Consider the following 20,706-nt stretch of genomic DNA (forward strand, 5'->3'; position numbering starts at 1 on the left):
CGAGGAGCCGCCCCTCATGGCCGAACACCCCGCCTACCCCGTAGGCCTCCGCCTCGCCGGCCGCCGCGTGGTCGTCCTCGGCGCCGGCACGGTGGCCCAGCGCCGTCTCCCGGCACTCATCGCGGCCGGTGCGGACATCCTCGTCGTGTCCCCCGAGGCGACCCCCTCCGTGGAGGCCATGGCGGAAGCGGGCGAGATCACCTGGGCCAGGCGGCCGTACCAGGACGGCGATCTCGCCGAGGCCTGGTACGCCCTGATCGCCACCAGCGACCCCGCGACCAACGCCGCGGCCTCCGCCGAGGCGGAGCGCCACCGCGTCTGGTGCGTGCGCTCGGACGACGCCGACCAGGCCACCGCCTGGACCCCGGCGACCGGCCACAGCGAGGGCGTCACCGTCGCGGTGCTCACCACGGACGCACGCGGCCGCGACCCCCGCCACACCGCCGCCATCCGGGACGCGGTCGTCGAGGGCCTGCGCGACGGCACCCTGGTGGCCCCCCACCACCGCACCCGCACCCCGGGCGTCGCCCTGGTCGGCGGCGGCCCCGGCGACCCCGACCTGATCACGGTCCGCGGCCGGCGGCTGCTCGCCGAGGCGGACGTCGTCATCGCCGACCGGCTCGGCCCGCGCGACCTGCTCGCCGAACTCCCGTCGCACGTCGAGGTCATCGACGCGGCGAAGATCCCGTACGGCCGTTTCATGGCCCAGGAGGCCATCAACAACGCGCTGATCGAGCACGCCAAGCAGGGCAAGTCGGTGGTACGGCTCAAGGGCGGGGACCCCTATGTCTTCGGCCGGGGCATGGAGGAGGTCCAGGCGCTCGCCGAGGCCGGCATCCCGTGCACGGTCGTCCCGGGCATCTCCAGCTCGATCTCGGTGCCGGGCGCGGCCGGCATCCCGGTCACGCACCGGGGCGTCGCCCATGAGTTCACCGTGGTCAGCGGCCATGTCGCCCCGGACGACGAGCGCTCGCTGGTGGACTGGCCCGCGCTGGCCAAGCTCACCGGCACGCTGGTGGTCCTCATGGGCGTCGACAAGATCGGCAAGATCGCCGAGACGCTCGTCGCGCACGGAAGGTCGCCCGAGACCCCGGTCGCGCTGGTCCAGGAGGGTACGACGGCCGCGCAGCGCCGTGTCGACGCCACCCTCGCCACGGTCGCCGAGACCGTCCGGACCGAGGACGTGAAGCCGCCGGCGGTGATCGTCATCGGCGCGGTCGTCCAGGTCGGTCCGGAACCGGCCGCTTGATCATGTGTAACCCGGGGTAACACACCTCTACCCAGCCGTTGGCACCACACCCAGGACAAGGCAGTATCACCCCGTGGCCGATCTCATCACCGTCGAGGATCCCGACGACCCGCGCCTGCGTGACTACACGGGCCTGACCGACGTCGAGCTGCGCCGCAAGCGCGAGCCGGCCGAGGGCCTGTTCATCGCGGAGGGCGAGAAGGTCATCCGCAGGGCCAAGGAAGCCGGCTACGAGATGCGCTCCATGCTGCTCTCGGCCAAGTGGGTCGACGTCATGCGCGACGTCATCGACGAACTCCCGGCCCCCGTCTACGCGGTGAGCCCCGAGCTGGCCGAGCAGGTCACCGGCTACCACGTGCACCGCGGCGCGCTCGCCTCCATGCAGCGCAAGCCGCTGCCGACGGCGACGGAGCTGCTGCGCTCGGCCCGCCGCGTGGTGATCATGGAGTCGGTCAACGACCACACCAACATCGGCGCGATCTTCCGCTCGGCCGCCGCCCTCGGCATGGACGCGGTGCTGCTCTCCCCCGACTGCGCCGACCCGCTGTACCGCCGTAGCGTCAAGGTCTCCATGGGCGCGGTGTTCTCGGTGCCGTACGCCCGGCTGGAGACCTGGCCCAAGGGGCTGGAGCAGGTCCGCGAGGCAGGCTTCACGCTTCTCGCGCTCACCCCGGACGACAAGGCCCGCAGCCTGGACGAGGCGGCCCCGCACCGGATGGACCGGGTGGCTCTGATGCTCGGCGCCGAAGGGGACGGGCTGTCCACCCAGGCGCTGGTCGCGGCCGACGAGTGGGTGCGTATCCCGATGTCCCACGGCGTCGACTCGCTCAACGTGGGCGCGGCGGCAGCGGTGGCCTTCTACGCGGTCGCCACCGGCCGCCCGGAGTCCTGACCCACCCTCTCGGGCGGTATGTGCCGGGACCGGGGCTCGGCTGTGAGAAGGAGTCCGGCCCCTCGTCCGGCCCTTCGTCCGGATCCTCAGCCGAGGCGGGCGGGGGCCGGTGCCTTCGGCTGAGCGGAGGCGGCGTGGCTCGTCCCGGGCGTCGGCGGAGCCTCCTCGCCCAGCGCTCCGTCCGCCCTCGCCGTGCGGACCGGCTGCGCATGCCGCTGCGGCCGGCCGTCGTCGCCGCCCAGCCCCCGCGCCGGGCCCTCGCAGCCCTGCGCCAGCGCGATACCGAGCGCCACGAGCAGCGTCACCACGACGAACACGAACAGCCGCTGCCGCAGCAGCCGCGGATTGGCCGGCCGCAGCCGCGTACCCGTCGTACGCTGCGCCGGCCGCCCGGAGCCGCTGCGCTGAGCCGGCCGGACACCGCCGGCCGAGCGCCGGTCGCCGCCGCGCGGCACCGGGGTCGGCCGTGCCGTGCCCGGCCGGCCGCCGGTACCCGCGCCCCGCGGGCCGCTGCCGCCCCGTGACGGCACGGCCCCCCGGGACGGGGCACCACCCCGCGGCAACGGCGTGCCGGGGGAGGTCCGCCGCTGGCTGCGCTGCTGCTCGGGGTAGGTGTCCACGAGCCGCCCGGTGGGCCGGTCCGCCTCCGCGGCGCGCGGCGCGGGCGGCCGTACGTCGCCACCCAGGTCCTGTGCCTCGCGGGCGGCGATCTCCTTGAGCCGCAGCGACAGTTGCAGGGTGCTGGGCCGGTCCTCGGGGTCCTTGGCCAGACAGGCCCGGATCAGCGGGGCGAGCGCGTCCGGTACGCCGTACAGCTGGGGCTCCTCGTGCACCACCCGGTACAGCATCACCTCGGAACTGCCGTGCCCGAAGGGGGAGTCGCCGGTCGAGGCGTACGCCAGGGTCGCGCCCAGCGAGAACACGTCCGTCGCCGGGGTGACCATCGCGCCGCGCACCTGTTCGGGGGCGAGGAAGCCCGGGGAGCCGACCGCGGTGCCGACGTGCGTGAGGGTGGAGGCACCGGTGGCCCAGGCGATGCCGAAGTCGATGATCCGCGGCCCCTTGGGGGACAGCAGGATGTTGGAGGGCTTCAGGTCCCGGTGCACGACACCGGCCTCGTGCACGGCGACCAGCCCTTCGGAGAGGGCCGCGCCGACGGCCGCGGTCTCGGCCGCGCCGAGCGGGCCCTCGTCGGCGACCTTGTCGTGCAGCGAGGGGCCGGGCACGTACTGGGTCGCGAACCACGGCCGCTCGGCCTCCAGGTCCGCCGCGACCAGCCGGGCCGTGCAGCCGCCCCGGATCCGCCGCGCCGCCGAGACCTCCCGGGCGAACCGCGACCGGAACTCCTGGTCCTCCGCGAGATCGGGTCGGATCACCTTCAGCGCGACCCGCTGCCCCTTCTTGTCGGAGCCGAGGTAGACCACGCCCATACCGCCCGCGCCGAGCCGTCGGTGAAGCCTGAACGAGCCGACGACGCGCGGGTCCTCGCGCCTCAGGCGCATCATCGCCATGTTCATCCCCGCTGCCCGGTCCCTGTGACGTGGCACAGCTTACGTTTCCCACGCCGCCTGCGCGCAGAGGCCGCGCCCTCCGGCCCCTACGGATTGTGTGTGCCCACCGGCGGAGGTGAAACGCGGTCAGGAAGCCACCCCCAGCGGCACCTTTGGGCCCCGGGCAGCCCCAACCACGCGGCAGGGTGCGGTGGTTGGGCTCGTCACCGGCTCACCCCGGCCGGATGCCGCCCGCGTCGGACGGCCGCCCCGGACGGCCCGCAGGCCCGCCCGCGCGTCGCTTCCGATGCGGCGTACGGCGCACTCCGCACCCCCGCCTGGAGTGATCGAAGTCACTCCTTTCGGGCCCCCGGGACGCTTCGGAAATGGCCGGACACGGCGGGCACCCCCTCCGGGATGACCCCGATGTGCGCGCCTGCGTCTCCACCCAGGGGAGTACGTCGCAGGTCATGGCTCATCCTCCGGGAGGCCCGGCAATCGGTACGAGGGCATGACGCCCGCCGCCCGCTCCGCGCCTAGATTTGAGGTCAAGCGGCGGGTGCAGCACTCGTCCCCCGAGGTCAGGCGCCCGCCGCTGCTGACGACAACCGAGACGGTCGGGAGAGGGACCATGGCCCACACGGCACCGCGACGTACCACGTTCGCCCCGCGCCGGACGGGCCGCCGCCACCCCCTGGTGGCGACGCTCATGGCCCTTCCCCTGGCGGCCCTGCTCCTGCTGGTCTTCGACGGCTGGGAGACGGTGGCCACACAGGCGTCGTCCGTGGGTGCGATGCTGGGGCGCTGAGCGGCGACCCCAGGCCCGGAAGAGCGGTCCGGGCGGGGACATCCATCCATGAAACCCCGTGGGGACGGGGGTGCGACGGACGGCACGAATGCCGGCGCAGCTGGGGAGCTGCGCCGGCATTACCCCTTTGCGCCGCCGACCCGTAACGACAGAGCCCCCGGTCCGAAGACCAGGGGCTCTGTGCCGTGTGGACGATACTGGGATTGAACCAGTGACCTCTTCCGTGTCAGGGAAGCGCTCTCCCGCTGAGCTAATCGTCCGGGAGACGTGACCAAAGGGTCACGGAGTGTGCGCGATACTGGGATTGAACCAGTGACCTCTTCCGTGTCAGGGAAGCGCTCTCCCGCTGAGCTAATCGCGCGAGGGATCCAAGGATCCACGATCCGAAGATCGAGTGGACGATACTGGGATTGAACCAGTGACCTCTTCCGTGTCAGGGAAGCGCTCTCCCGCTGAGCTAATCGTCCTCGGGACGCGTGGACGATACTGGGATTGAACCAGTGACCTCTTCCGTGTCAGGGAAGCGCTCTCCCGCTGAGCTAATCGTCCTTGGAGGTGGAGACGGGATTTGAACCCGTGTAGACGGCTTTGCAGGCCGTTGCCTCGCCTCTCGGCCACTCCACCAGGAGTGTAGGGGATCGGGATGACCCCTTCTTCCTTCGAGCGGACGACGAGGCTCGAACTCGCGACCTCAACCTTGGCAAGGTTGCGCTCTACCAACTGAGCTACGTCCGCTTGTCGTTTCGGTCCGCTTCCGCGTCCCGGCGACGTGTTGAACTCTAGCGGATTCCTGGGCCAGCACAAAAACGCGTTTGCGCAGCGTGCTGCGGTGCGTCCGGTGAAGGTCGTGGTCAGGACCCCTCCGGGACATCCCCGGGTCATCCGCCGGACACCGGACCTAGACTCGAGCACGTGCTCGACCACCCCGCGAAACCCCTCCCCGCGCTCCCTCCCCTGGCCCGCTTCGGCGACCGCGTCGCCACCGGCCTGCTCGACGTCACCAGCGACCCCGCCGCCCTGGACTCCTCCGGCTTCTGGGCGGTCAGCGCGGACTTCGAGGGCCGTCTGACCTGCGCACGCTTCGCACACGTACGACAGGAGCCGGTGCCCGCGCCGGTGCCCGGCCGCTGGCGGGGCCCGGCACAGGCGGACTGGACCAGCTCCCTGGACCGGGCCGCCTACACCGCGGGCGTCCGCCGGATCCGCGAGCACATCGCGGCCGGCGAGGTCTACCAGGCCAACCTCTGCCGCGTGCTGAGCGCGCCGGTCGCCGCCGACGCCGACGTGGACGCCCTGACCGCGCTGCTCGCCCGCGGCAACCCGGCGCCGTACGCCGGGACGATCCGGCTGCCGGAACACGGCGTGGAGATCGCCACCGCCTCGCCCGAGCTGTTCCTGCGCCGGGACGGCCGGACCGTGGAGTCGGGCCCGATCAAGGGCACCGGGCGCACCGAGGCGGACCTCCTGGAGAAGGACTACGCCGAGAACGTGATGATCGTGGACCTGGTCCGCAACGACATCGGGCGCGTCTGCGCGACCGGCAGCGTGACCGTCCCCGACCTGTGCGTGGTGGAGAAGCACCCCGGCCTGGTCCACCTGGTCTCCACGGTCCGCGGCGAGCTGCGCCCCGGCGCCGGCTGGCCGGAGCTGCTCACGGCCGCCTTCCCGCCCGGCTCGGTCACCGGCGCGCCCAAGCAGAGCGCCCTGCGGATCATCGAGGCCCTCGAGACGGCCCCGCGCGGCCCCTACTGCGGGGGCATCGGCTGGGTGGACGCCGACCGGGGCACCGCCGAGCTGGCCGTCGGCATCCGCACCTTCTGGATCGACCGCGCCGAAGGCGTGCTGAGGTTCGGCACCGGAGCCGGCATCACCTGGGGGTCCGACCCGGAGGGGGAGTGGCGGGAGACCGAGCTGAAGGCGTCCCGGCTGCTCGCGGTAGCGTCGGGGGCGTACGAGCACAGCGGAGGGGCGTTGTCATGAAGATCTGGCTGGACGGCGGACTGCGGGACGCGGAGTCCGCCCATGTCTCCGTCTTCGACCACGGGCTGACGGTCGGCGACGGCGTCTTCGAGACGGTGAAGGCGCAGAACGGCAAGCCGTTCGCGCTCTCCCGGCACCTCGAGCGGCTGACCCGCTCGGCCCGGGGTCTCGGTCTGCCCGACCCCGACCACGCCGAGGTCCGCCAGGCCTGCGCGGCGGTCTTGGCGGCCAACCCGATGCCGCTCGGCCGGCTGCGGATCACCTACACCGGCGGCCACGGGCCGCTGGGCTCCGACCGCGGCGAGCACGGCCCGACCCTGGTGGTCGCCCTCGGCGAGACCACCCGCCGCCCGGACTCCACCGCGGTGATCACCGTTCCCTGGACGCGGAACGAGCGCGGCGCCCTCACCGGCCTGAAGACCACCTCGTACGCCGAGAACGTCGTCGCCCTGGCCCGCGCCCACCAGCACGGCGCCTCCGAGGCGCTGTTCGGCAACACGGTCGGACAGCTCTGCGAGGGCACCGGCTCGAATGTCTTCGTCGTCCTGGACGGCGAGATCCACACCCCGCCGGTCGCCTCCGGCTGCCTCCCGGGCATCACCCGGGCGCTCGCCGTCGAGTGGACGGGCGCCCGGGAGACCGACCTGCCGCTGGACGTGCTGGAACGTGCCGACGAGGTCTTCCTGACCTCCACCCTGCGGGACGTCCAGGCCGTGCACCGGGTCGACGGCCGTGAACTGCCCGGCACGCCCGGGCCGGTGACCGCCAAGGCGATGCGGATCTTCGACGAGCGGTCCGGCCAGGATCTGGACCCCTGAGCCGGGGGCCCGGGCTGAGAGCGGCTCGGCGGAACAGGCTGACGGGGCGGGGCCGCCGTGGGTAGAACACCTGTGATGACCACGACCCTGCGGCCGGCCGAGCCGCTCCAGGAGCACCCCGACGGCACCCGCTCGCGCCGCTACCGGGTGTGCGTCAACAGCCGTCCGGTGGGCGAGATCCACCTCGGCACCTCGCCGTCCCTGGGCGCCTCGGTGGCGCGCGTGATCGACCTGCGGGTCGAGGAGCCGTTCCGCCGGCGCGGCCGGGGCACGGTGGCCGCGCTCGCCGCGGAGGAGGTGGCGCGCGGCTGGGGCTGCCGGCAGATCGAGACCGTCGTCCCCGCCGAGGCGGACGCCGCCCTGCGGCTCTTCGGCACGCTCGGCTACACGCCCCGCAACCGCGCCATGGTGAAACGCCTCGGCACCGACCCGCCCGACCTGCCGCCGGGCAGCCGTGCCCGGCCCATGACCGCGGCCGAGTACGCGGTGTGGCAGGAAGCGGAGAGCGAGCGCTACGCGCGCACCTGGCTCGAGCTCGGCGTCCCCGAGGCCGCCGCCCGGGCCAAGGCCCACGACGACCACGCCCGGCTGCTGCCGCACGGCCTGGCCACCGACGGCATGCTCTTCAGCGTTCTGGAGCACGAGGGCGCCAGGGTGGGCACGCTGTGGCTGGCCCTGCGGGACGACAGCGCCTTCGTGTTCGACGTGCAGACCGATCCGGACCGCCGGGGCCGCGGACACGGCCGTACGCTCATGCGGCTGGCGGAGCGGCAGGCGATCGAGGCCGGCCGGCCGGTCCTCGGCCTCAACGTCTTCGCGGGCAACACCCCCGCCGAGCGGCTCTACGCGTCACTGGGCTACGAGACGACGTCCCTCAGCCTCGCCAAGCCGCTGCTGTAGGCGGGCGGGAGCGTCGACCGTACGGCGGGGCCCCGCCGTACGGTCAGGCCTCCCGCTCGGCGAGCAGCCGGTCCGCGATCTCCTCGATCCGCTCGCGCAGCCCCTCCTGGCTCTTCCCCCCGTCGAGGCGTTCGCCGCCGATGACGTACGTCGGCGTGCCGGTGACCCCGATCGCCTTGCCCTCGGCCTGGTCGGCGTCGACGATCAGGATGTGCCGGCCGTCGATCAGCGCGGTGTCGAACTCCTCGGCGTCCAGGCCCAGTTCGCGGGCCGTCTCGACCAGGAAGGACTCGCCCCGGCGGTCCAGCTCCTCGACCCGCCCGAGCACGGCCTCCACGTACGGCCAGCCGGTGCCCTGCTCCAGCGCCTCCTCGGCGGCCTGCGCGGCGGCGAAGGAGTGCTGGTGCTTCTCCAGCGGGAAGTGCCGAAGGCGCACCTCCAGCCGGTCGCCGTAGCGGGCGCGCAGGGCGCGGACGTCGTCCAGGGCGGTACGGCAGTCGGGGCACTGGAGTTCGCACCACACGTCGAGGACGAGGGCGTCGGTGGGTGCGGGGGAGGAGTCGCTCATGCGCACCAGTCTTCCAGGCGGGACGCGCGCGACCCAATCGGGAGCGCTGCCGCCGCGGACCGCCTCCGGGTGGGACAGGTGCCGGCGGCGGAACCGGTACCAGCGGAGGAGACGCCCTGGGGGAGACCCGGAGATGTCCCTGATGTCCGGCCGGGAGCATGGCCTCGCGGGGACCGGGCGGTGCAGGATGGAGGGGACGAAGCGCGCCCGTCGGTGTGGAGCGCCGTTCGCCGGGGTGATGTGCCCGCCTCCGGTGTCACCCGACCGAGCCCGCCAGGAGGACCGGATGATTGCCGAGACCGTCTGCTCCGCCGTGTCCGCGGCGGGCCTGGGCATCGCGGTGGTCACCGCCTACCGCAAGCGTTTCCTGGCGGCGGCCCGTATCGCGGCCTATGCGCTGGTGCCCGTGGCCCTGGTGATGACCGGCATCGTCGGCTGGCTCGCCGACACCGCCTTCAGCCCCACCGCGTGGGCGGGCTTCGGCGTCCTGGGCGCGGCCTGGCTGCTCTTCGCCGGCACCCGCGCGGTGGAGCGCCGGCGCGGCGGCACCCGGGCCGAGCGCAAGGCCGCCAAGGCGGCGGCAGGCCGGGCCGCGATGGCGCCGGGCGCCTCGGCGCCGTCCCTGGGCGGTGCTTCCGGGACCGGGTCCGCGGCGGGGCAGGGGCCCGGCGCGGCCGACGACTTCAGCGACATCGAGGCGATCCTGAAGAAGCGCGGCATATGACAGTCGTACGACTCCCTGAAACGACACAGTAAGTCCGCTGACGTCCGGAAACGTTCACCGGCCGAAGCGAGCCGAACGAGACATCGCGGTATTCGGCAAGATCCCTGTGGTGGATCGCGGGTGGAGTGCCGGGTGGGCCATCATCGGCCGCGAGATGCTGGACACGACGACACAGAGCGAGGCCACGCCGCCCAAGGACGAACCTCGCGGGTGCCTCTTCGCCCTTTCCCAGCCACCGCTGATGATCTTCCTTGCGGTGATCGGGTGTCTGCTCCTCATGGCTGCACTGCACGATCTGCTGTTGCTGTGAGCCGTACACGTCGGTCCCGGCGCCACCCGCCGGGACGGACGTCACCCGCCAGCACGGACGCCTTCCGCCAGGACGGGGAGCCGCGATCAGCCGGCCGCTTCCTTGCGCCGGGCCCGGTAGGCCGCCACATGCAGCCGGTTTCCGCAGGTGCGGCTGTCGCAGTAGCGGCGCGAGCGATTGCGGGAGGAGTCCACGAAGGCGCGTCGGCAGTCCGGTGCCTCGCAGCGCCGCAGCCGCTCCTGCTCCCCGGCCACCACGAAGAAGGCGAGCGCCATCCCGCAGTCCGCGGCGAGATGGTCGGCCACCGAGGCGCCCGGCGCGAAGTAGTGCACATGCCAGTCATAGCCGTCGTGGTCGGTCAGGCGCGGGGTGGTGCCCGCCGCTGCCACCAGCTCGTTGATCACACCGGCGGCGGACCGGGCGTCCGGCGCCGCGAAGACCGCCGCGAACCGGCTCCGGATCCGGCGCACCGCCGCGAGGTCCAGCTCCGAGAGCATCCCGACATCGCTGACCTGGTGACTTCGTACGAACTCCGTCAGAGCCGGGACGTCGGGCAGTCCGTCCGTCGCCGTCTCGTCCTCCGGCGCGGTGTTCACCAGATCCACCACGGTGTCGAGGGCGCACCGGGTGTCGTGGGTGATCAGCACGTTTCGCTCCCTGGCCTGAGGGTCGGGCGGGCGCCCGCCGATGCTGGCCGATGGTAGCGACATCCGCGCCCACCCCACCCGGCCCCACCCGAACGCGCCCGCTCTGGAAGAACGCCTCCGGGCCGCCAGGGGTTCCCGGAGCCGGACGCACGGTGGCGCCGGACGCACGCAGGGCGACGCCGCCCCGTGCGGGAGCACGGCGGCGGCGTCTGCGGTGCCGTATGCGGTTGTGTTCGCCCGAGCCGTCTCCCCGAGTGGACGGCGCCGGGCTGCTTTGGAGGGGGCCGAGGCCTAGCTCTCCGCCAGGATGTGGGACAGCTCCTGATCCAGGTCGAAATGGCGGTGCTCCGTGCCGGGCGGCACGGCGGCGTCGGTTCGCTTCAGGAAGGACTCCAGGGCCCGCGCCGGGGCCTCGAGCAGCGCCTCCCCCTCCGGGGAACTGAGGGCGATGCACACGACGCCCTGACCGTGGCTGCGGGAGGGCCAGACGCGGACGTCGCCGGTACCGGTGGGCCGGTGGAGCCCCTCGGCGAGGAGGTCGCGGGCGAACACCCACTCGACGGTCTCCTCGGCTCCGGTGTGGAAGGTGGCGTGCACGGCGTAGGGGTCGGCCGTGTCGTACCGCAGGCCTGCGGGGACAGGCAGGGAGGACTCGCTCGACACAACGAGGCGCAGGTGCAGCTCGCAGCTGACCGTGGTGTTCATAAGCGCCAGGGCCTTTCGCTCAGTGTGCGCTCGGGGATTCGCACGTCGGCGAAATCGACATGCCACCTACGGTGCCGTTGTAAACCCCTCTGAGGGTTTTGCGTGTCTTTACGTAACTCTTCCGGCCGAGAACTCGTACCAGATCTACGACCATTTCAGTGACCTGAATCACTCCGCTAGGGTTTGTCTGTATGAATACGGGGAGTGACGACAGGGGCGAGGTCGCTGTGGCGACGGACAACACCGACGGGGCGATGAACAAGACGGCGGGCGAGACGGCGGGGGAGGCGGCGGGCGAGGCGAAGGCGAAGGCGGACGAGCGCGTGGGTGAGGACGGGAGCGGGTCGGGGCTCGGCTCCCGGGCGCCGGAATTCATCAAGGCGCGCCGAGCCCTGCACCTCAGCTGGCAGGTCGGCGTCTTCGTGGTCGGCCTGGCGGTCGTCGGCGCCGGCATCGTCATGCTGCCGCTCCCCGGACCCGGCTGGGTCGTGATCTTCGCCGGCATGGCGATCTGGGCGACCGAGTTCGTCTGGGCCCAGCTCGTGCTCCGCTGGACCAAGCGCAAGGTCACCGAGGCCGCCCAGCGGGCACTCGACCCCCGGGTGCGGCGCCGCAACATCACCCTGACCGTGATCGGACTGGTGATCGTGGCGGTGCTGGCGGGGATCTACCTGTGGAAGTTCGGCCTCGTCATGCCCTGGAACATCCGGCACCAGTGACGCCCGTGGTCTCAGGCACCCCCTGACATGGGGTAATGTTCTTCCTGCGCCCGGGCGATTAGCTCAGTGGGAGAGCGCTTCGTTCACACCGAAGAGGTCACTGGTTCGAACCCAGTATCGCCCACCCGGACCGACGGCCCACCTGCACCAGCAGGTGGGCCGTCGGCGTTCCCGCCCCCCGGCGTCTGCGCCCGCGAGCCCAGCTGCTCCGGCAGCGAAACGCGGCGAACCACACCAAGGCCTTCCAGGCCAGCCGACCTGACCGAGATGGCCCCGCCCGTTCTAGGCAGGCCTCAGCTCTCAAGGGCGGCTGGGGCTGTGGCGGCTGGCGTGGGGCGGCTCTCGCGGTTGCGGTGGCAGGGGATGCTCCGGCCCTCCTGGCTCCCCTCGGGGGGCGGAGGCACCGGGCTGTCGCCCGCGGGGCCCCCGACCCACGTCCAAGGGCCCCCGGCCCGGTCCCGTGGCCCTGCCGTGGCTGGGGCACCACCGATCCCCGGCGTCCCGTCCCGCATGAGGGGCACCGTGCCGGGGCCCCCGTCCTGCGTCCCTGGCACGTCAGGGGGGAACCGAACCGCGGCGCGCCGTCTCGCGACAGGACCCCGGCCTCCGGCGCCCCCGACTCTAGGCAGAGGCATCCCGGCCCGGGCACCCCTCCCGCGGTCGCGGCGCGGCACCCCCGGCGCCGACGTACCGTCCCGCCGATAGGCGGCCCGGCCCCGGCGACCCGTCCCGCGGTGGAGCGACCCCGGCCACGGCACCCCTGCCGGCTCCGACGTGCTGTCGCAGGAGGGCCCAGCGTCCCTGCCCTGTGGTCGAGGGGGCCTCTGGCCGGTCCTGTGTCCCCCTCCCGCGGCAGAGCCACCACCGGCCTTCGGTGCCCATGTCGGCCCTGTCGGCCTGGAGGGCCGATCCGCACCCGGTGCCCTGCGGTCGAGGGGGTGCCTGGCCTGTCCTGGGACCCTGGCGCGCGGCCGGGCCATCCCCGATCCCCGGCGCTCATGACGGCTCCGGCGTGCTGTCGTGCGGCAGGGCCAATCGGCACCCTGTGCCGTTTGGGCCTGGCCTGTGTCCCCGTTCCACGGCCGGACCATCCCCGATGCCCGGCGCCCATGCCGGCCCCGGCGTCCTGTCGCCCAGGAGCGCCAACCCGCCTCCGTTGCCAGGGGCCGAGGGAGCCCCTGGCCCGTCCCGTGCCCCTGGCACGCGGCAGAGCCACCCGCGGCCCCCGGCGGCCCGGCCCGCAGGACTGGCACCCCCGACTGAGCAGCCCAGTCCGGCAGTACCGGCACCCCGTCCCGCAGCGGGCGGTGTTTTGCCGGAACGGCAATAACGCTCGTGTCCTTGCCGCTCTTCGCCGGAGCATGGGCCCCAGCCGGTCGCGACCGGTGTTCCCGCAGCCCAGGCCGACGCGGCGGCCGTCGACGGGGGCCTTGACCCGGCGGGCCGGTGCCCGGGGCGCCTCGGTCCGTCCGCCGCCGCAGGCCCCGCCTCAGGAGGTCCCATGCCGCAGAAACACCGTCTGGTGCGCTCGCCCGCCGGCCGCGTCCACCTCGTGGAGGAGGGCCACGGCCCGCTGGTACTGCTGCTCCACGGCTTCCCGGAGTGCTGGTACAGCTGGCGCCACCAGCTGCCCGCGCTGGCCGCCGCCGGCTACCGCGCCGTGGCCGTCGACGTCCGCGGCTACGGCCGTTCCTCCCGGCCGGCGGCCCTGGACGCCTACCGCATGCTCGAGCTGGTGGCGGACAACGTCGCCGTGGTCGAGGCGCTGGGGGAGAGGTCGGCGGTGGTCATCGGGCACGACTGGGGTGCCACGATCGCCGCCACCTCCGCGCTGACCAGGCCCGACGTCTTCCACGCGGTGGGCCTGCTGAGCGTGCCGTACACCCCGCCCGGTGGCCCGCGGCCCAGTGAGGTGTTCGCGCGGATGGGCGGGGAGGAGGAGTTCTACGTCTCCCGTTTCCAGCCGCCCGGCCGTGCGGAGGCGGAGATCGAGCCCGATGTCCGCGGCTGGCTCGCCGGCTTCTACGCGGCCCTCTCCCCGGAGACCGTTCCGCTGCTCACCGACACCGACACCGACACCGACACCGACACCCACATGGCCATCGACTTCGACACCGCCACCGCCCCGAGCCCGTACTTCGCACACCCGCACCGCACCCTGCGCGAACGCTTCCCCGCCGGGCGCCGGCCCGTCTGGCTCAGCGAGCATGACCTGGACGTCTTCGCCGGTGAGTTCGAGCGGACCGGGATGACCGGCGCACTGAACCGGTACCGCTCCATGGACCGGGACTGGGCGGACCTCGCGCCCCACCGGGGTGCCCCGCTCACCCAGCCGTCACTGTTCGTCGCCGGCGCCCAGGACGCGGCCCTCGGCTGGCTGGCCGACGCCGTGCGGGCGTTCCCCGACACCCTGCCGGGCCTGCTCGGCTCGCACCTGCTGGACGACTGCGGCCACTTCGTCCAGCAGGAACGCCCGGACGAGACGAATCGAATCCTCGTCGACTGGCTCGCCACCCTGCCCGCCCGGTCCTGCTGACCCCGCCGGTGACGATCCGTTACCACTGGTGGGGTCTTCGAGACGTTTCTGTCGCTCTGGGAGAAGTTCCAGACGCAGGCCGCGGGTGGAAATCCACCGGACGTTTTCCAAAACGCCGTCACATTTCTTCGGAAGTACGACAAGCGTGGAATTCTTCTCGGCCTCAAGTTCCAGGCACAGACAGGCAATCTGACCCCGGATCACTTCCGCGCGCCGTCGCACGGGCAGACTCCGTCCATGGACTGGATGCACTACCGCTTCCTCAGCCGATGGCCCCTGCCCGGCGCCGCGCCGGACACCGTGTACGCCGTACTCGAGCGGCCCGAGGACTATCCGCGCTGGTGGCCACAGGTCCGGTCGGTCACCAGGCTGGACGCCGACACCGGCGTGATCACCATCCGCTCCGCGCTGCCGTACGCCATGACCTGCACCCTGCGCACCGCCCGCCGCGACCCCGCCACCGGCACCCTGGAGGTCACCCTGTCCGGCGACATCGAAGGCTGGGCACGCTGGACGGTCACCGCCGAGGGCACCGGCACCCTCGTCCGGTACGAGCAGGAGGTCGACGTACGCAAGCCCCTGCTCAGACGGCTCGCGGTGCCCGGGCGGCCCCTCTTCCGCCTCAACCACCGGCTGATGATGCGGGCCGGACACCGCGGCCTGCTGCGCCATCTGCGGGCGGTTTGAACGAACGGCGCCCGGACCTGTATTGTTCAGTGCGTTCCCGGGCGATTAGCTCAGTGGGAGAGCGCTTCGTTCACACCGAAGAGGTCACTGGTTCGAACCCAGTATCGCCCACCGGGAGAGAGCCGGTCCGCAGCAGCGGACCGGCTCTTCTGCTGCCCGGCGGCCCTGCCGGTACGCCCCGCCCCTACGCCGCGGCGGGCAGCTCCGGCCGCAGCGGCCACTCGGTGCTCACCGTCTCCTCCGAACCGCTGCGCGCGAACCACGCCTGGAGCCCCCGCGCCTGCGCCGCATGCCAGCCGGCCTGGAGGGTGTGCAGCTCGCCGGGAGACAGCCGCTCCAGCCGGGTCGCGAAACGCCGGCCCAGCGCCCGTACGACCTCCAGCGCGGCCAGCGCGTCCGCGCCCGCGTCATGCGCGCCCTCCAGCGCCACCCCGTAGTGCTCGCACAGGTCGGTCAGCGTGCGCCGCCCCTTGCGGTACCGGTCCAGGTGCTTGTCCAGCACCCGCGGGTCCAGCACCCGCAACGGCACCGACCGGAACCAGCGGTCCAGCGAGGACGCCCGGTGCCGGCGCAACTCCCGGTCCAGCAGCGTCAGATCGAACGGCGCGTTCATCACCACCAGCGGACGGCCCAGCGCCGCGTGCTCCGCCAGCTGCTCGGCTATCTCGTACATGACCGGCGCCGGCCAGCGGCCGTTGCGCGCCAGGTGTTCCTCCGTCAGCCCGTGCACGTCCGTCGCCGCCTGGGGCACCGGCACACCCGGGTTCACCAGCCAGCGGGACACCCGGGGCCGGGTCCCCGGCGCGTCCTGGACGACGACGGCGGCCGACACGATCCGGTCGGTCTCGACGTCGACGCCCGTCGTCTCCGTGTCGAAGGCGGCCAGCGGCCCCTCGTACCAGGTCGTCATCGCAACCCAACTCCTCGCTCACCCACGGCAGATGGCGTTCCGTCTTCTGCCCGTTTGGTGATACCCGGGCCGTTTGCGCCGTACGCCGGTAGGAGACAACAGGAGTACGGGTCTTTGCAGTTCAGCGGCCCTCAGCGGGGAAACACTTTGGCTTGGAAGGCTGTTGGTCATGGCCATAGCGCAGCCCGAGCGGGGCGGGCTGCTGCCCGATCGCACGGGCACCCTTCGCGGCACGCTCGCCACCACCGCCTGCATGGAGACCTTGCAGGTCGGCTATCTGCACGCGGTCGCCGCCGCGGCCGGCTGCTCGCTGTCCCAGCCCTTCCCGGACAACGGCATCGACTGGCACGTCAGCCACAGCGCCCCCGGCCACACCGTCGACGACGAGGTCACGATCAAGGTCCAGCTGAAGGCCACGTACCAGGTCGCCCCCCGCCCTCCGGGGCCCTCCTTCTCCTTCACCCTCGACAACGACCACCTGCGCAAGCTCGCCCGCACCCCGGTCACGGTCCACAAGATCCTGGTCGTCATGATCGTCCCGCGCTCGCAGGACCAGTGGCTGCGCGCCGGACACGACCGGCTCGACCTCAGGCACTGCTGCTACTGGGTCAACCTCGCCGGCCACCCGGTCACCGGCCGGCAGCGGACCACCGTGCGGATCCCGACCTCGCGCATCTTCGACGACCGCGCGCTCTGCGAGATCATGACGCGGGTCGGGACGGGAGGCAGGCCATGACAAGCCGTCCGTACGGGCAACCGCCCCGCCAGGCCCGCCCGCACCCCGACGACCCGCCCTGGAACAGCCCGCCCGAGCCCGCCCGGGTCGACCCCGCCGTACTCGGCGCCCTGCTGCGCCGGCACGGCTGGCAGCGGCGCGGCGGAGCGCCCGGACGGTACGGCCGCTGGACCCCGCCCGGCCCGGCCGGCCATGCCACCAGCCTGCTCGTCCCCGAGAACCGCGCCTTCCCCGACAGCGACGACCTGCTCGGCGAGGCCCTCGGCGCCCTCGCCCGCAGCGACACCCCCGCCGCCCGCGAGGTGCTGATCTCCCTCGCCGTACCCAGCGACGAGATCCGCTGGTGGCGCCAGACCCCGAGCGGACCCGCCGGCACCGCGCCCTGGGCGGCCGACGAGCAACTGCACACCGCCGCCCGGCAGATGCTGCTCGCCGCCGCCCTCGCCACCCGCGCCCGGGCCGGCTACCACGGCGCCCGCCACCGCCGCCCCGCGGCCGCCCTCCTGGAACACCTCCTCGTCGGCCCCGCCACCGACGGCCACCGCCTCACCGTGTTCGCCCCCGTCCCCACCGCCCGCCCCCTCGCCGTCCGCCTCCACCAGGCCCTGTACGCCGCCCGCGAGGCCATCGACTACCGGCGGGCCACCGGCGGCATGGACGCCTTCGACGGCGCGGTCCAGGCCGGGGTCAGCCGGGAACTCACCGAGGCGCTCACCACCCTCGTACGGGGCACCGAGGGCGCCCGGATCGCCATCGCCTGGGCGCCCGGCGCCGGCGTCCCCGAGGGCTGCGCCGCCTCCGCCGAGCCCGTCGAGTTCTCGCCCGGCGACCTGCCCGCGCTGCGCGAGGCCGCCGCCCGCTATCTGCGCGCGGAACCCTCCGTACCGGTCCGGATCACCGGCGCCGTGGTCCGCATGCGCCGCGCCGGTCCCGGCGGCCCGGGCACGGTCCGGCTGCGCGTCCTCTCCGGAGCCGAGGTCCCGCACGTCCGCGTCACCCTGGACGAGGAGGACTACCGCATCGCCGGCCACGCCCACCTCGTCGGGCTGCCGGTGCGCATACACGGCCGGCTGGAGCGCCGCGGCGGCTTCCGCCGGCTCACCGGCGCCTCCGGCGTCGTCCCCGTCCAGGTGGACGAGGCCGAGCGGGACCGGCTGATGAAGTCCCTGCACGAGAACCTCGACTTCTTCGAGGAGGCATGCGGCGAGGCGTACGGGGACGGGGACTGAGGGTGACCGTTTCGCGGTCGGTGCCGTGAGGTCGGTACGATCGCCTGTGCGCGCGCTCCTGGTATGGCGCCGCACCCACCTTCAGTCAGGAGAGACCGGTGTCAGACGTCCGTGTGATCATCCAACGCGATTCCGAGCGGGAAGAACGCGTGGTGACGACGGGCACTACGGCCGCCGACCTCTTCGCGGGCGAGCGCTCGATCATCGCCGCGCGCGTGGGCGGCGAGCTGAAGGACCTCACGTACGCACTGTCCGACGGTGACGAGGTCGAGGGCGTCGAGATCTCGTCCGAGGACGGCCTGAACATCCTGCGCCACTCCACCGCGCACGTCATGGCGCAGGCCGTGCAGGAGCTCTTCCCCGAGGCCAAGCTGGGCATCGGCCCGCCGGTCAAGGACGGCTTCTACTACGACTTCGACGTCGAGAAGCCGTTCACGCCCGAGGATCTCAAGGCCATCGAGAAGAAGATGCAGGAGATCCAGAAGCGCGGGCAGAAGTTCGCCCGTCGCGTGGTCACCGACGAGGCGGCCCGCGAGGAGCTGGCGGACGAGCCGTACAAGCTGGAGCTGATCGGCCTCAAGGGCTCGGCGTCGCACGACGACGGCGCGGACGTCGAGGTCGGCGCCGGCGAGCTGACGATCTACGACAACCTGGACGCCAAGACCGGCGAGCTGTGCTGGAAGGACCTCTGCCGGGGCCCGCACCTGCCCTCGACCCGTCTCATCCCGGCGTTCAAGCTGATGCGCAACGCGGCCGCCTACTGGCGCGGCAGCGAGAAGAACCCGATGCTCCAGCGCATCTACGGCACCGCCTGGCCGTCCAAGGACGAGCTGAAGGCGTACCTGGACTTCCTCGCCGAGGCCGAGAAGCGCGACCACCGCAAGCTCGGCACCGAGCTGGACCTCTTCTCCATCCCGGAGCAGATCGGTTCCGGCCTCGCCGTCTTCCACCCCAAGGGCGGCATCATCCGCCGGGTCATGGAGGACTACTCGCGGCGCCGCCACGAGGAAGAGGGCTACGAGTTCGTCTACACCCCGCACGCGACGAAGGGGAAGCTCTTCGAGACCTCGGGCCACCTGGACTGGTACGCCGACGGCATGTACCCGCCCATGCAGCTCGACGAGGGCGTGGACTACTACCTCAAGCCCATGAACTGCCCGATGCACAACCTGATCTTCGACGCGCGCGGCCGCTCCTACCGCGAACTGCCGCTGCGGCTCTTCGAGTTCGGGACCGTGTACCGGTACGAGAAGTCGGGCGTCGTGCACGGTCTGACCCGGGCCCGCGGCTTCACCCAGGACGACGCGCACATCTACTGCACCCGTGAGCAGATGTCCGAGGAGCTGGACAAGACGCTCACCTTCGTCCTCGGCCTGCTGCGCGACTACGGTCTGACCGACTTCTACCTGGAGCTGTCCACCAAGGACCCGGAGAAGTTCGTCGGCTCCGACGAGGTCTGGGAGGAGGCGACCGAGACGCTGCGCCAGGTCGCCGAGAAGCAGGGCCTGCCGCTGGTCCCGGACCCGGGCGGCGCCGCCTTCTACGGCCCGAAGATCTCCGTCCAGGCCAAGGACGCGATCGGCCGCACCTGGCAGATGTCGACCATCCAGCTCGACTTCAACCTGCCCGAGCGGTTCAACCTGGAGTACACCGGCCCGGACGGCTCCAAGCAGCGCCCGGTCATGATCCACCGCGCGCTGTTCGGCTCCATCGAGCGGTTCTTCGCGGTGCTGCTGGAGCACTACGCGGGCGCCTTCCCGGCGTGGCTGGCGCCGGTCCAGGCGGTTGGTATTCCGGTGGGTGACGCCCACGTCGAGTACCTGGACAAGTTCGCCGCCGACGCCAGGAAGAAGGGACTGCGGGTCGAGGTCGACTCCTCCTCGGACCGTATGCAGAAGAAGATCAGGACGGCCCAGAAGCAGAAGGTGCCGTTCATGATCATCGTCGGCGACGACGACATGAACGCCGGCACGGTGTCGTTCCGCTACCGCGACGGGTCGCAGGAGAACGGCATTCCGCGTGACGAGGCGATCGCGAAGCTCGTTGATGTGGTGGAGCGTCGCGTACAGGTGTAATTGCTCCCCGCGCCCGCGGGGGTGATCCCAAGATCCGCAAGGCCCACACGCACAAGGTGCTCTGCTCCCCGCCGACGCGGGGGTCGGCCCCCGGTGACTGACTTGATCTCGCCGGGGGCCCTGCCCTGTACCTCACCCGGACGCCATATGCTGCCTAGCATGACGAGTGAGCCGGAGCAGCAGATCGGAGTCGGGACGCAGGATGCGTTCCAGCGCCTGTGGACCCCCCACCGCATGGCCTACATCCAGGGGGAGAACAAGCCGAGCGGTCCCGGAGCCGACGACGGCTGCCCCTTCTGCTCGATTCCGGCCAAGTCCGACGAGGACACGCTGATCGTCCGCCGCGGCGAGCATGTCTACGCCGTCCTCAACCTCTACCCGTACAACGGCGGCCATCTGATGACCGTGCCCTACCGGCATGTGGCCGACTACACGGATCTGACCGGCCCGGAGACCGCCGAGCTGGCCGAGCTGACCAAGCAGGCGATGACGGCGCTGCGCACCGCGTCCGGCGCGCACGGTTTCAACATCGGCATGAACCAGGGGTCCGTGGCGGGTGCCGGTATCGCCGCCCACCTGCACCAGCACATCGTCCCGCGCTGGGGCGGCGACACGAACTTCATGCCGGTGGTGGGCCACACCAAGGTGCTGCCGCAGCTCCTGGCGGACACCAGGAAGATGCTGGCGGAGGCGTGGCCCGCCTCGGCGTGAGCGCCTGAGCCG

20 protein-coding genes and 8 tRNA genes are annotated in these 20,706 nt (G+C 72.4%); 17 read left to right on the forward strand and 11 right to left on the reverse strand.

All coding sequences use genetic code 11. From position 1 onward, the window contains the following. Positions 1-16 precede the first annotated feature (16 nt). Both cobA and ACWCV9_RS08880 read left to right on the forward strand, forming a co-directional pair. Positions 17-1,249 (forward strand): uroporphyrinogen-III C-methyltransferase, encoded by a 1,233-nt coding sequence (cobA, locus tag ACWCV9_RS08875; RefSeq protein ID WP_450785023.1) that lies wholly within the window; start codon positions 17-19, stop codon positions 1,247-1,249. Positions 1,250-1,322: 73 nt separating this feature from the next. Continuing rightward, complete coding sequence (locus ACWCV9_RS08880) at positions 1,323-2,141, forward strand: TrmH family RNA methyltransferase (RefSeq protein WP_450785024.1); 819 nt, start codon at positions 1,323-1,325, stop codon at positions 2,139-2,141. Positions 2,142-2,227: 86 nt separating this feature from the next. Here the strand turns inward: ACWCV9_RS08880 and ACWCV9_RS08885 are convergent, their stop codons facing one another. Beyond that, complete coding sequence (locus ACWCV9_RS08885) at positions 2,228-3,658, reverse strand: protein kinase domain-containing protein (RefSeq protein ID WP_450785026.1); 1,431 nt, start codon at positions 3,656-3,658, stop codon at positions 2,228-2,230. 604 nt (positions 3,659-4,262) lie between these two features. Between ACWCV9_RS08885 and ACWCV9_RS08890 the strand changes: the two genes are divergently transcribed. Further along, positions 4,263-4,439 (forward strand): hypothetical protein, encoded by a 177-nt coding sequence (locus ACWCV9_RS08890; RefSeq protein WP_023552040.1) that lies wholly within the window; start codon positions 4,263-4,265, stop codon positions 4,437-4,439. 188 nt (positions 4,440-4,627) lie between these two features. Here ACWCV9_RS08890 and ACWCV9_RS08895 read toward each other — a convergent pair. The 6 genes from ACWCV9_RS08895 to ACWCV9_RS08920 form a co-directional block, all read right to left on the reverse strand. Further along, positions 4,628-4,699: transfer RNA gene (locus ACWCV9_RS08895), tRNA-Val, on the reverse strand. A gap of 29 nt (positions 4,700-4,728) precedes the next feature. After that, a tRNA-Val gene (locus tag ACWCV9_RS08900) sits at positions 4,729-4,800 on the reverse strand. A gap of 34 nt (positions 4,801-4,834) precedes the next feature. After that, a tRNA-Val gene (locus ACWCV9_RS08905) sits at positions 4,835-4,906 on the reverse strand. Between the two features lie 10 nt (positions 4,907-4,916). Beyond that, positions 4,917-4,988, reverse strand: a tRNA-Val gene (locus ACWCV9_RS08910). A 1-nt stretch (position 4,989) separates the two neighbouring features. After that, a tRNA-Cys gene (locus ACWCV9_RS08915) sits at positions 4,990-5,063 on the reverse strand. 38 nt (positions 5,064-5,101) lie between these two features. After that, a tRNA-Gly gene (locus tag ACWCV9_RS08920) sits at positions 5,102-5,174 on the reverse strand. 177 nt (positions 5,175-5,351) lie between these two features. Here ACWCV9_RS08920 and ACWCV9_RS08925 point away from each other — a divergent pair. The 3 genes from ACWCV9_RS08925 (at position 5,352) to ACWCV9_RS08935 (ending at position 8,137) form a co-directional block, all read left to right on the forward strand. Next, positions 5,352-6,419, forward strand: coding sequence for a chorismate-binding protein (locus ACWCV9_RS08925; protein ID WP_450785027.1), 1,068 nt, complete (start codon positions 5,352-5,354; stop codon positions 6,417-6,419). Then, the gene (locus ACWCV9_RS08930; protein ID WP_450785029.1) at positions 6,416-7,237 is read left to right on the forward strand and encodes an aminotransferase class IV; all 822 of its coding nucleotides are present in this window, start codon (positions 6,416-6,418) and stop codon (positions 7,235-7,237) included. Before ACWCV9_RS08925 ends, ACWCV9_RS08930 begins: the two co-directional genes overlap by 4 nt. A 75-nt stretch (positions 7,238-7,312) precedes the next feature. Continuing rightward, positions 7,313-8,137: a GNAT family N-acetyltransferase gene (locus ACWCV9_RS08935; protein ID WP_450785031.1), complete on the forward strand. Its 825-nt coding sequence runs from the start codon at positions 7,313-7,315 to the stop codon at positions 8,135-8,137. Between the two features lie 43 nt (positions 8,138-8,180). Here ACWCV9_RS08935 and ACWCV9_RS08940 read toward each other — a convergent pair whose 3' ends face one another. Next, a complete protein-coding gene (locus ACWCV9_RS08940; RefSeq protein WP_450785032.1) occupies positions 8,181-8,705 on the reverse strand; it encodes a DsbA family protein in 525 nt (174 codons plus the stop codon). Positions 8,706-8,991: 286 nt separating this feature from the next. On the opposite strand from ACWCV9_RS08940, the gene ACWCV9_RS08945 reads away from it, so the two are divergent. Both ACWCV9_RS08945 and ACWCV9_RS08950 read left to right on the forward strand, forming a co-directional pair. After that, positions 8,992-9,429, forward strand: coding sequence for a hypothetical protein (locus ACWCV9_RS08945; RefSeq protein WP_450785034.1), 438 nt, complete (start codon positions 8,992-8,994; stop codon positions 9,427-9,429). 154 nt (positions 9,430-9,583) lie between these two features. Then, positions 9,584-9,739 carry a hypothetical protein gene (locus ACWCV9_RS08950; protein ID WP_450785035.1) on the forward strand — a complete coding sequence of 52 codons (156 nt, stop codon included), beginning with the start codon at positions 9,584-9,586 and terminating at the stop codon, positions 9,737-9,739. 86 nt (positions 9,740-9,825) lie between these two features. Here ACWCV9_RS08950 and ACWCV9_RS08955 read toward each other — a convergent pair whose 3' ends face one another. Further along, complete coding sequence (locus tag ACWCV9_RS08955; RefSeq protein WP_450785037.1) at positions 9,826-10,386, reverse strand: CGNR zinc finger domain-containing protein; 561 nt, start codon at positions 10,384-10,386, stop codon at positions 9,826-9,828. 291 nt (positions 10,387-10,677) lie between these two features. Beyond that, a complete protein-coding gene (locus ACWCV9_RS08960; protein WP_004002642.1) occupies positions 10,678-11,091 on the reverse strand; it encodes an SsgA family sporulation/cell division regulator in 414 nt (137 codons plus the stop codon). Between the two features lie 191 nt (positions 11,092-11,282). Here ACWCV9_RS08960 and ACWCV9_RS08965 point away from each other — a divergent pair, with 191 nt between their 5' ends. The 5 genes from ACWCV9_RS08965 (at position 11,283) to ACWCV9_RS08985 (ending at position 15,144) form a co-directional block, all read left to right on the forward strand. Beyond that, positions 11,283-11,810, forward strand: a complete 528-nt coding sequence (locus ACWCV9_RS08965; protein WP_450785039.1) for a TIGR02611 family protein — start codon at positions 11,283-11,285, stop codon at positions 11,808-11,810. Between the two features lie 52 nt (positions 11,811-11,862). Then, positions 11,863-11,934: transfer RNA gene (locus ACWCV9_RS08970), tRNA-Val, on the forward strand. A 1,377-nt stretch (positions 11,935-13,311) separates the two neighbouring features. After that, the gene (locus tag ACWCV9_RS08975; protein WP_450785041.1) at positions 13,312-14,346 is read left to right on the forward strand and encodes an alpha/beta hydrolase; all 1,035 of its coding nucleotides are present in this window, start codon (positions 13,312-13,314) and stop codon (positions 14,344-14,346) included. A 237-nt stretch (positions 14,347-14,583) separates the two neighbouring features. After that, on the forward strand, positions 14,584-15,033 hold the full coding sequence (locus ACWCV9_RS08980; protein WP_450785043.1) for an SRPBCC family protein: 450 nt from the start codon (positions 14,584-14,586) through the stop codon (positions 15,031-15,033). A 39-nt stretch (positions 15,034-15,072) separates the two neighbouring features. Further along, positions 15,073-15,144 (forward strand) — tRNA-Val (locus ACWCV9_RS08985). Positions 15,145-15,217: 73 nt separating this feature from the next. Here the strand turns inward: ACWCV9_RS08985 and ACWCV9_RS08990 are convergent. Next, a complete protein-coding gene (locus ACWCV9_RS08990) occupies positions 15,218-15,943 on the reverse strand; it encodes an exonuclease domain-containing protein (protein ID WP_450785045.1) in 726 nt (241 codons plus the stop codon). A gap of 169 nt (positions 15,944-16,112) precedes the next feature. On the opposite strand from ACWCV9_RS08990, the gene ACWCV9_RS08995 reads away from it, so the two are divergent. From ACWCV9_RS08995 to ACWCV9_RS09010, 4 genes are all read left to right on the forward strand, one after another. Then, positions 16,113-16,679: a DUF4365 domain-containing protein gene (locus tag ACWCV9_RS08995; protein WP_385844413.1), complete on the forward strand. Its 567-nt coding sequence runs from the start codon at positions 16,113-16,115 to the stop codon at positions 16,677-16,679. Beyond that, positions 16,676-17,908, forward strand: a complete 1,233-nt coding sequence (locus tag ACWCV9_RS09000; protein WP_450785047.1) for a hypothetical protein — start codon at positions 16,676-16,678, stop codon at positions 17,906-17,908. Before ACWCV9_RS08995 ends, ACWCV9_RS09000 begins: the two co-directional genes overlap by 4 nt. Positions 17,909-18,006: 98 nt before the next feature. Next, on the forward strand, positions 18,007-19,983 hold the full coding sequence (thrS, locus tag ACWCV9_RS09005; RefSeq protein WP_450785049.1) for a threonine--tRNA ligase: 1,977 nt from the start codon (positions 18,007-18,009) through the stop codon (positions 19,981-19,983). 147 nt (positions 19,984-20,130) lie between these two features. After that, positions 20,131-20,694: an HIT family protein gene (locus tag ACWCV9_RS09010; RefSeq protein WP_450785051.1), complete on the forward strand. Its 564-nt coding sequence runs from the start codon at positions 20,131-20,133 to the stop codon at positions 20,692-20,694. The last annotated feature ends 12 nt before the right edge of the window (positions 20,695-20,706 follow it).

The organism is Streptomyces sp. NPDC001606, from assembly GCF_053596835.1.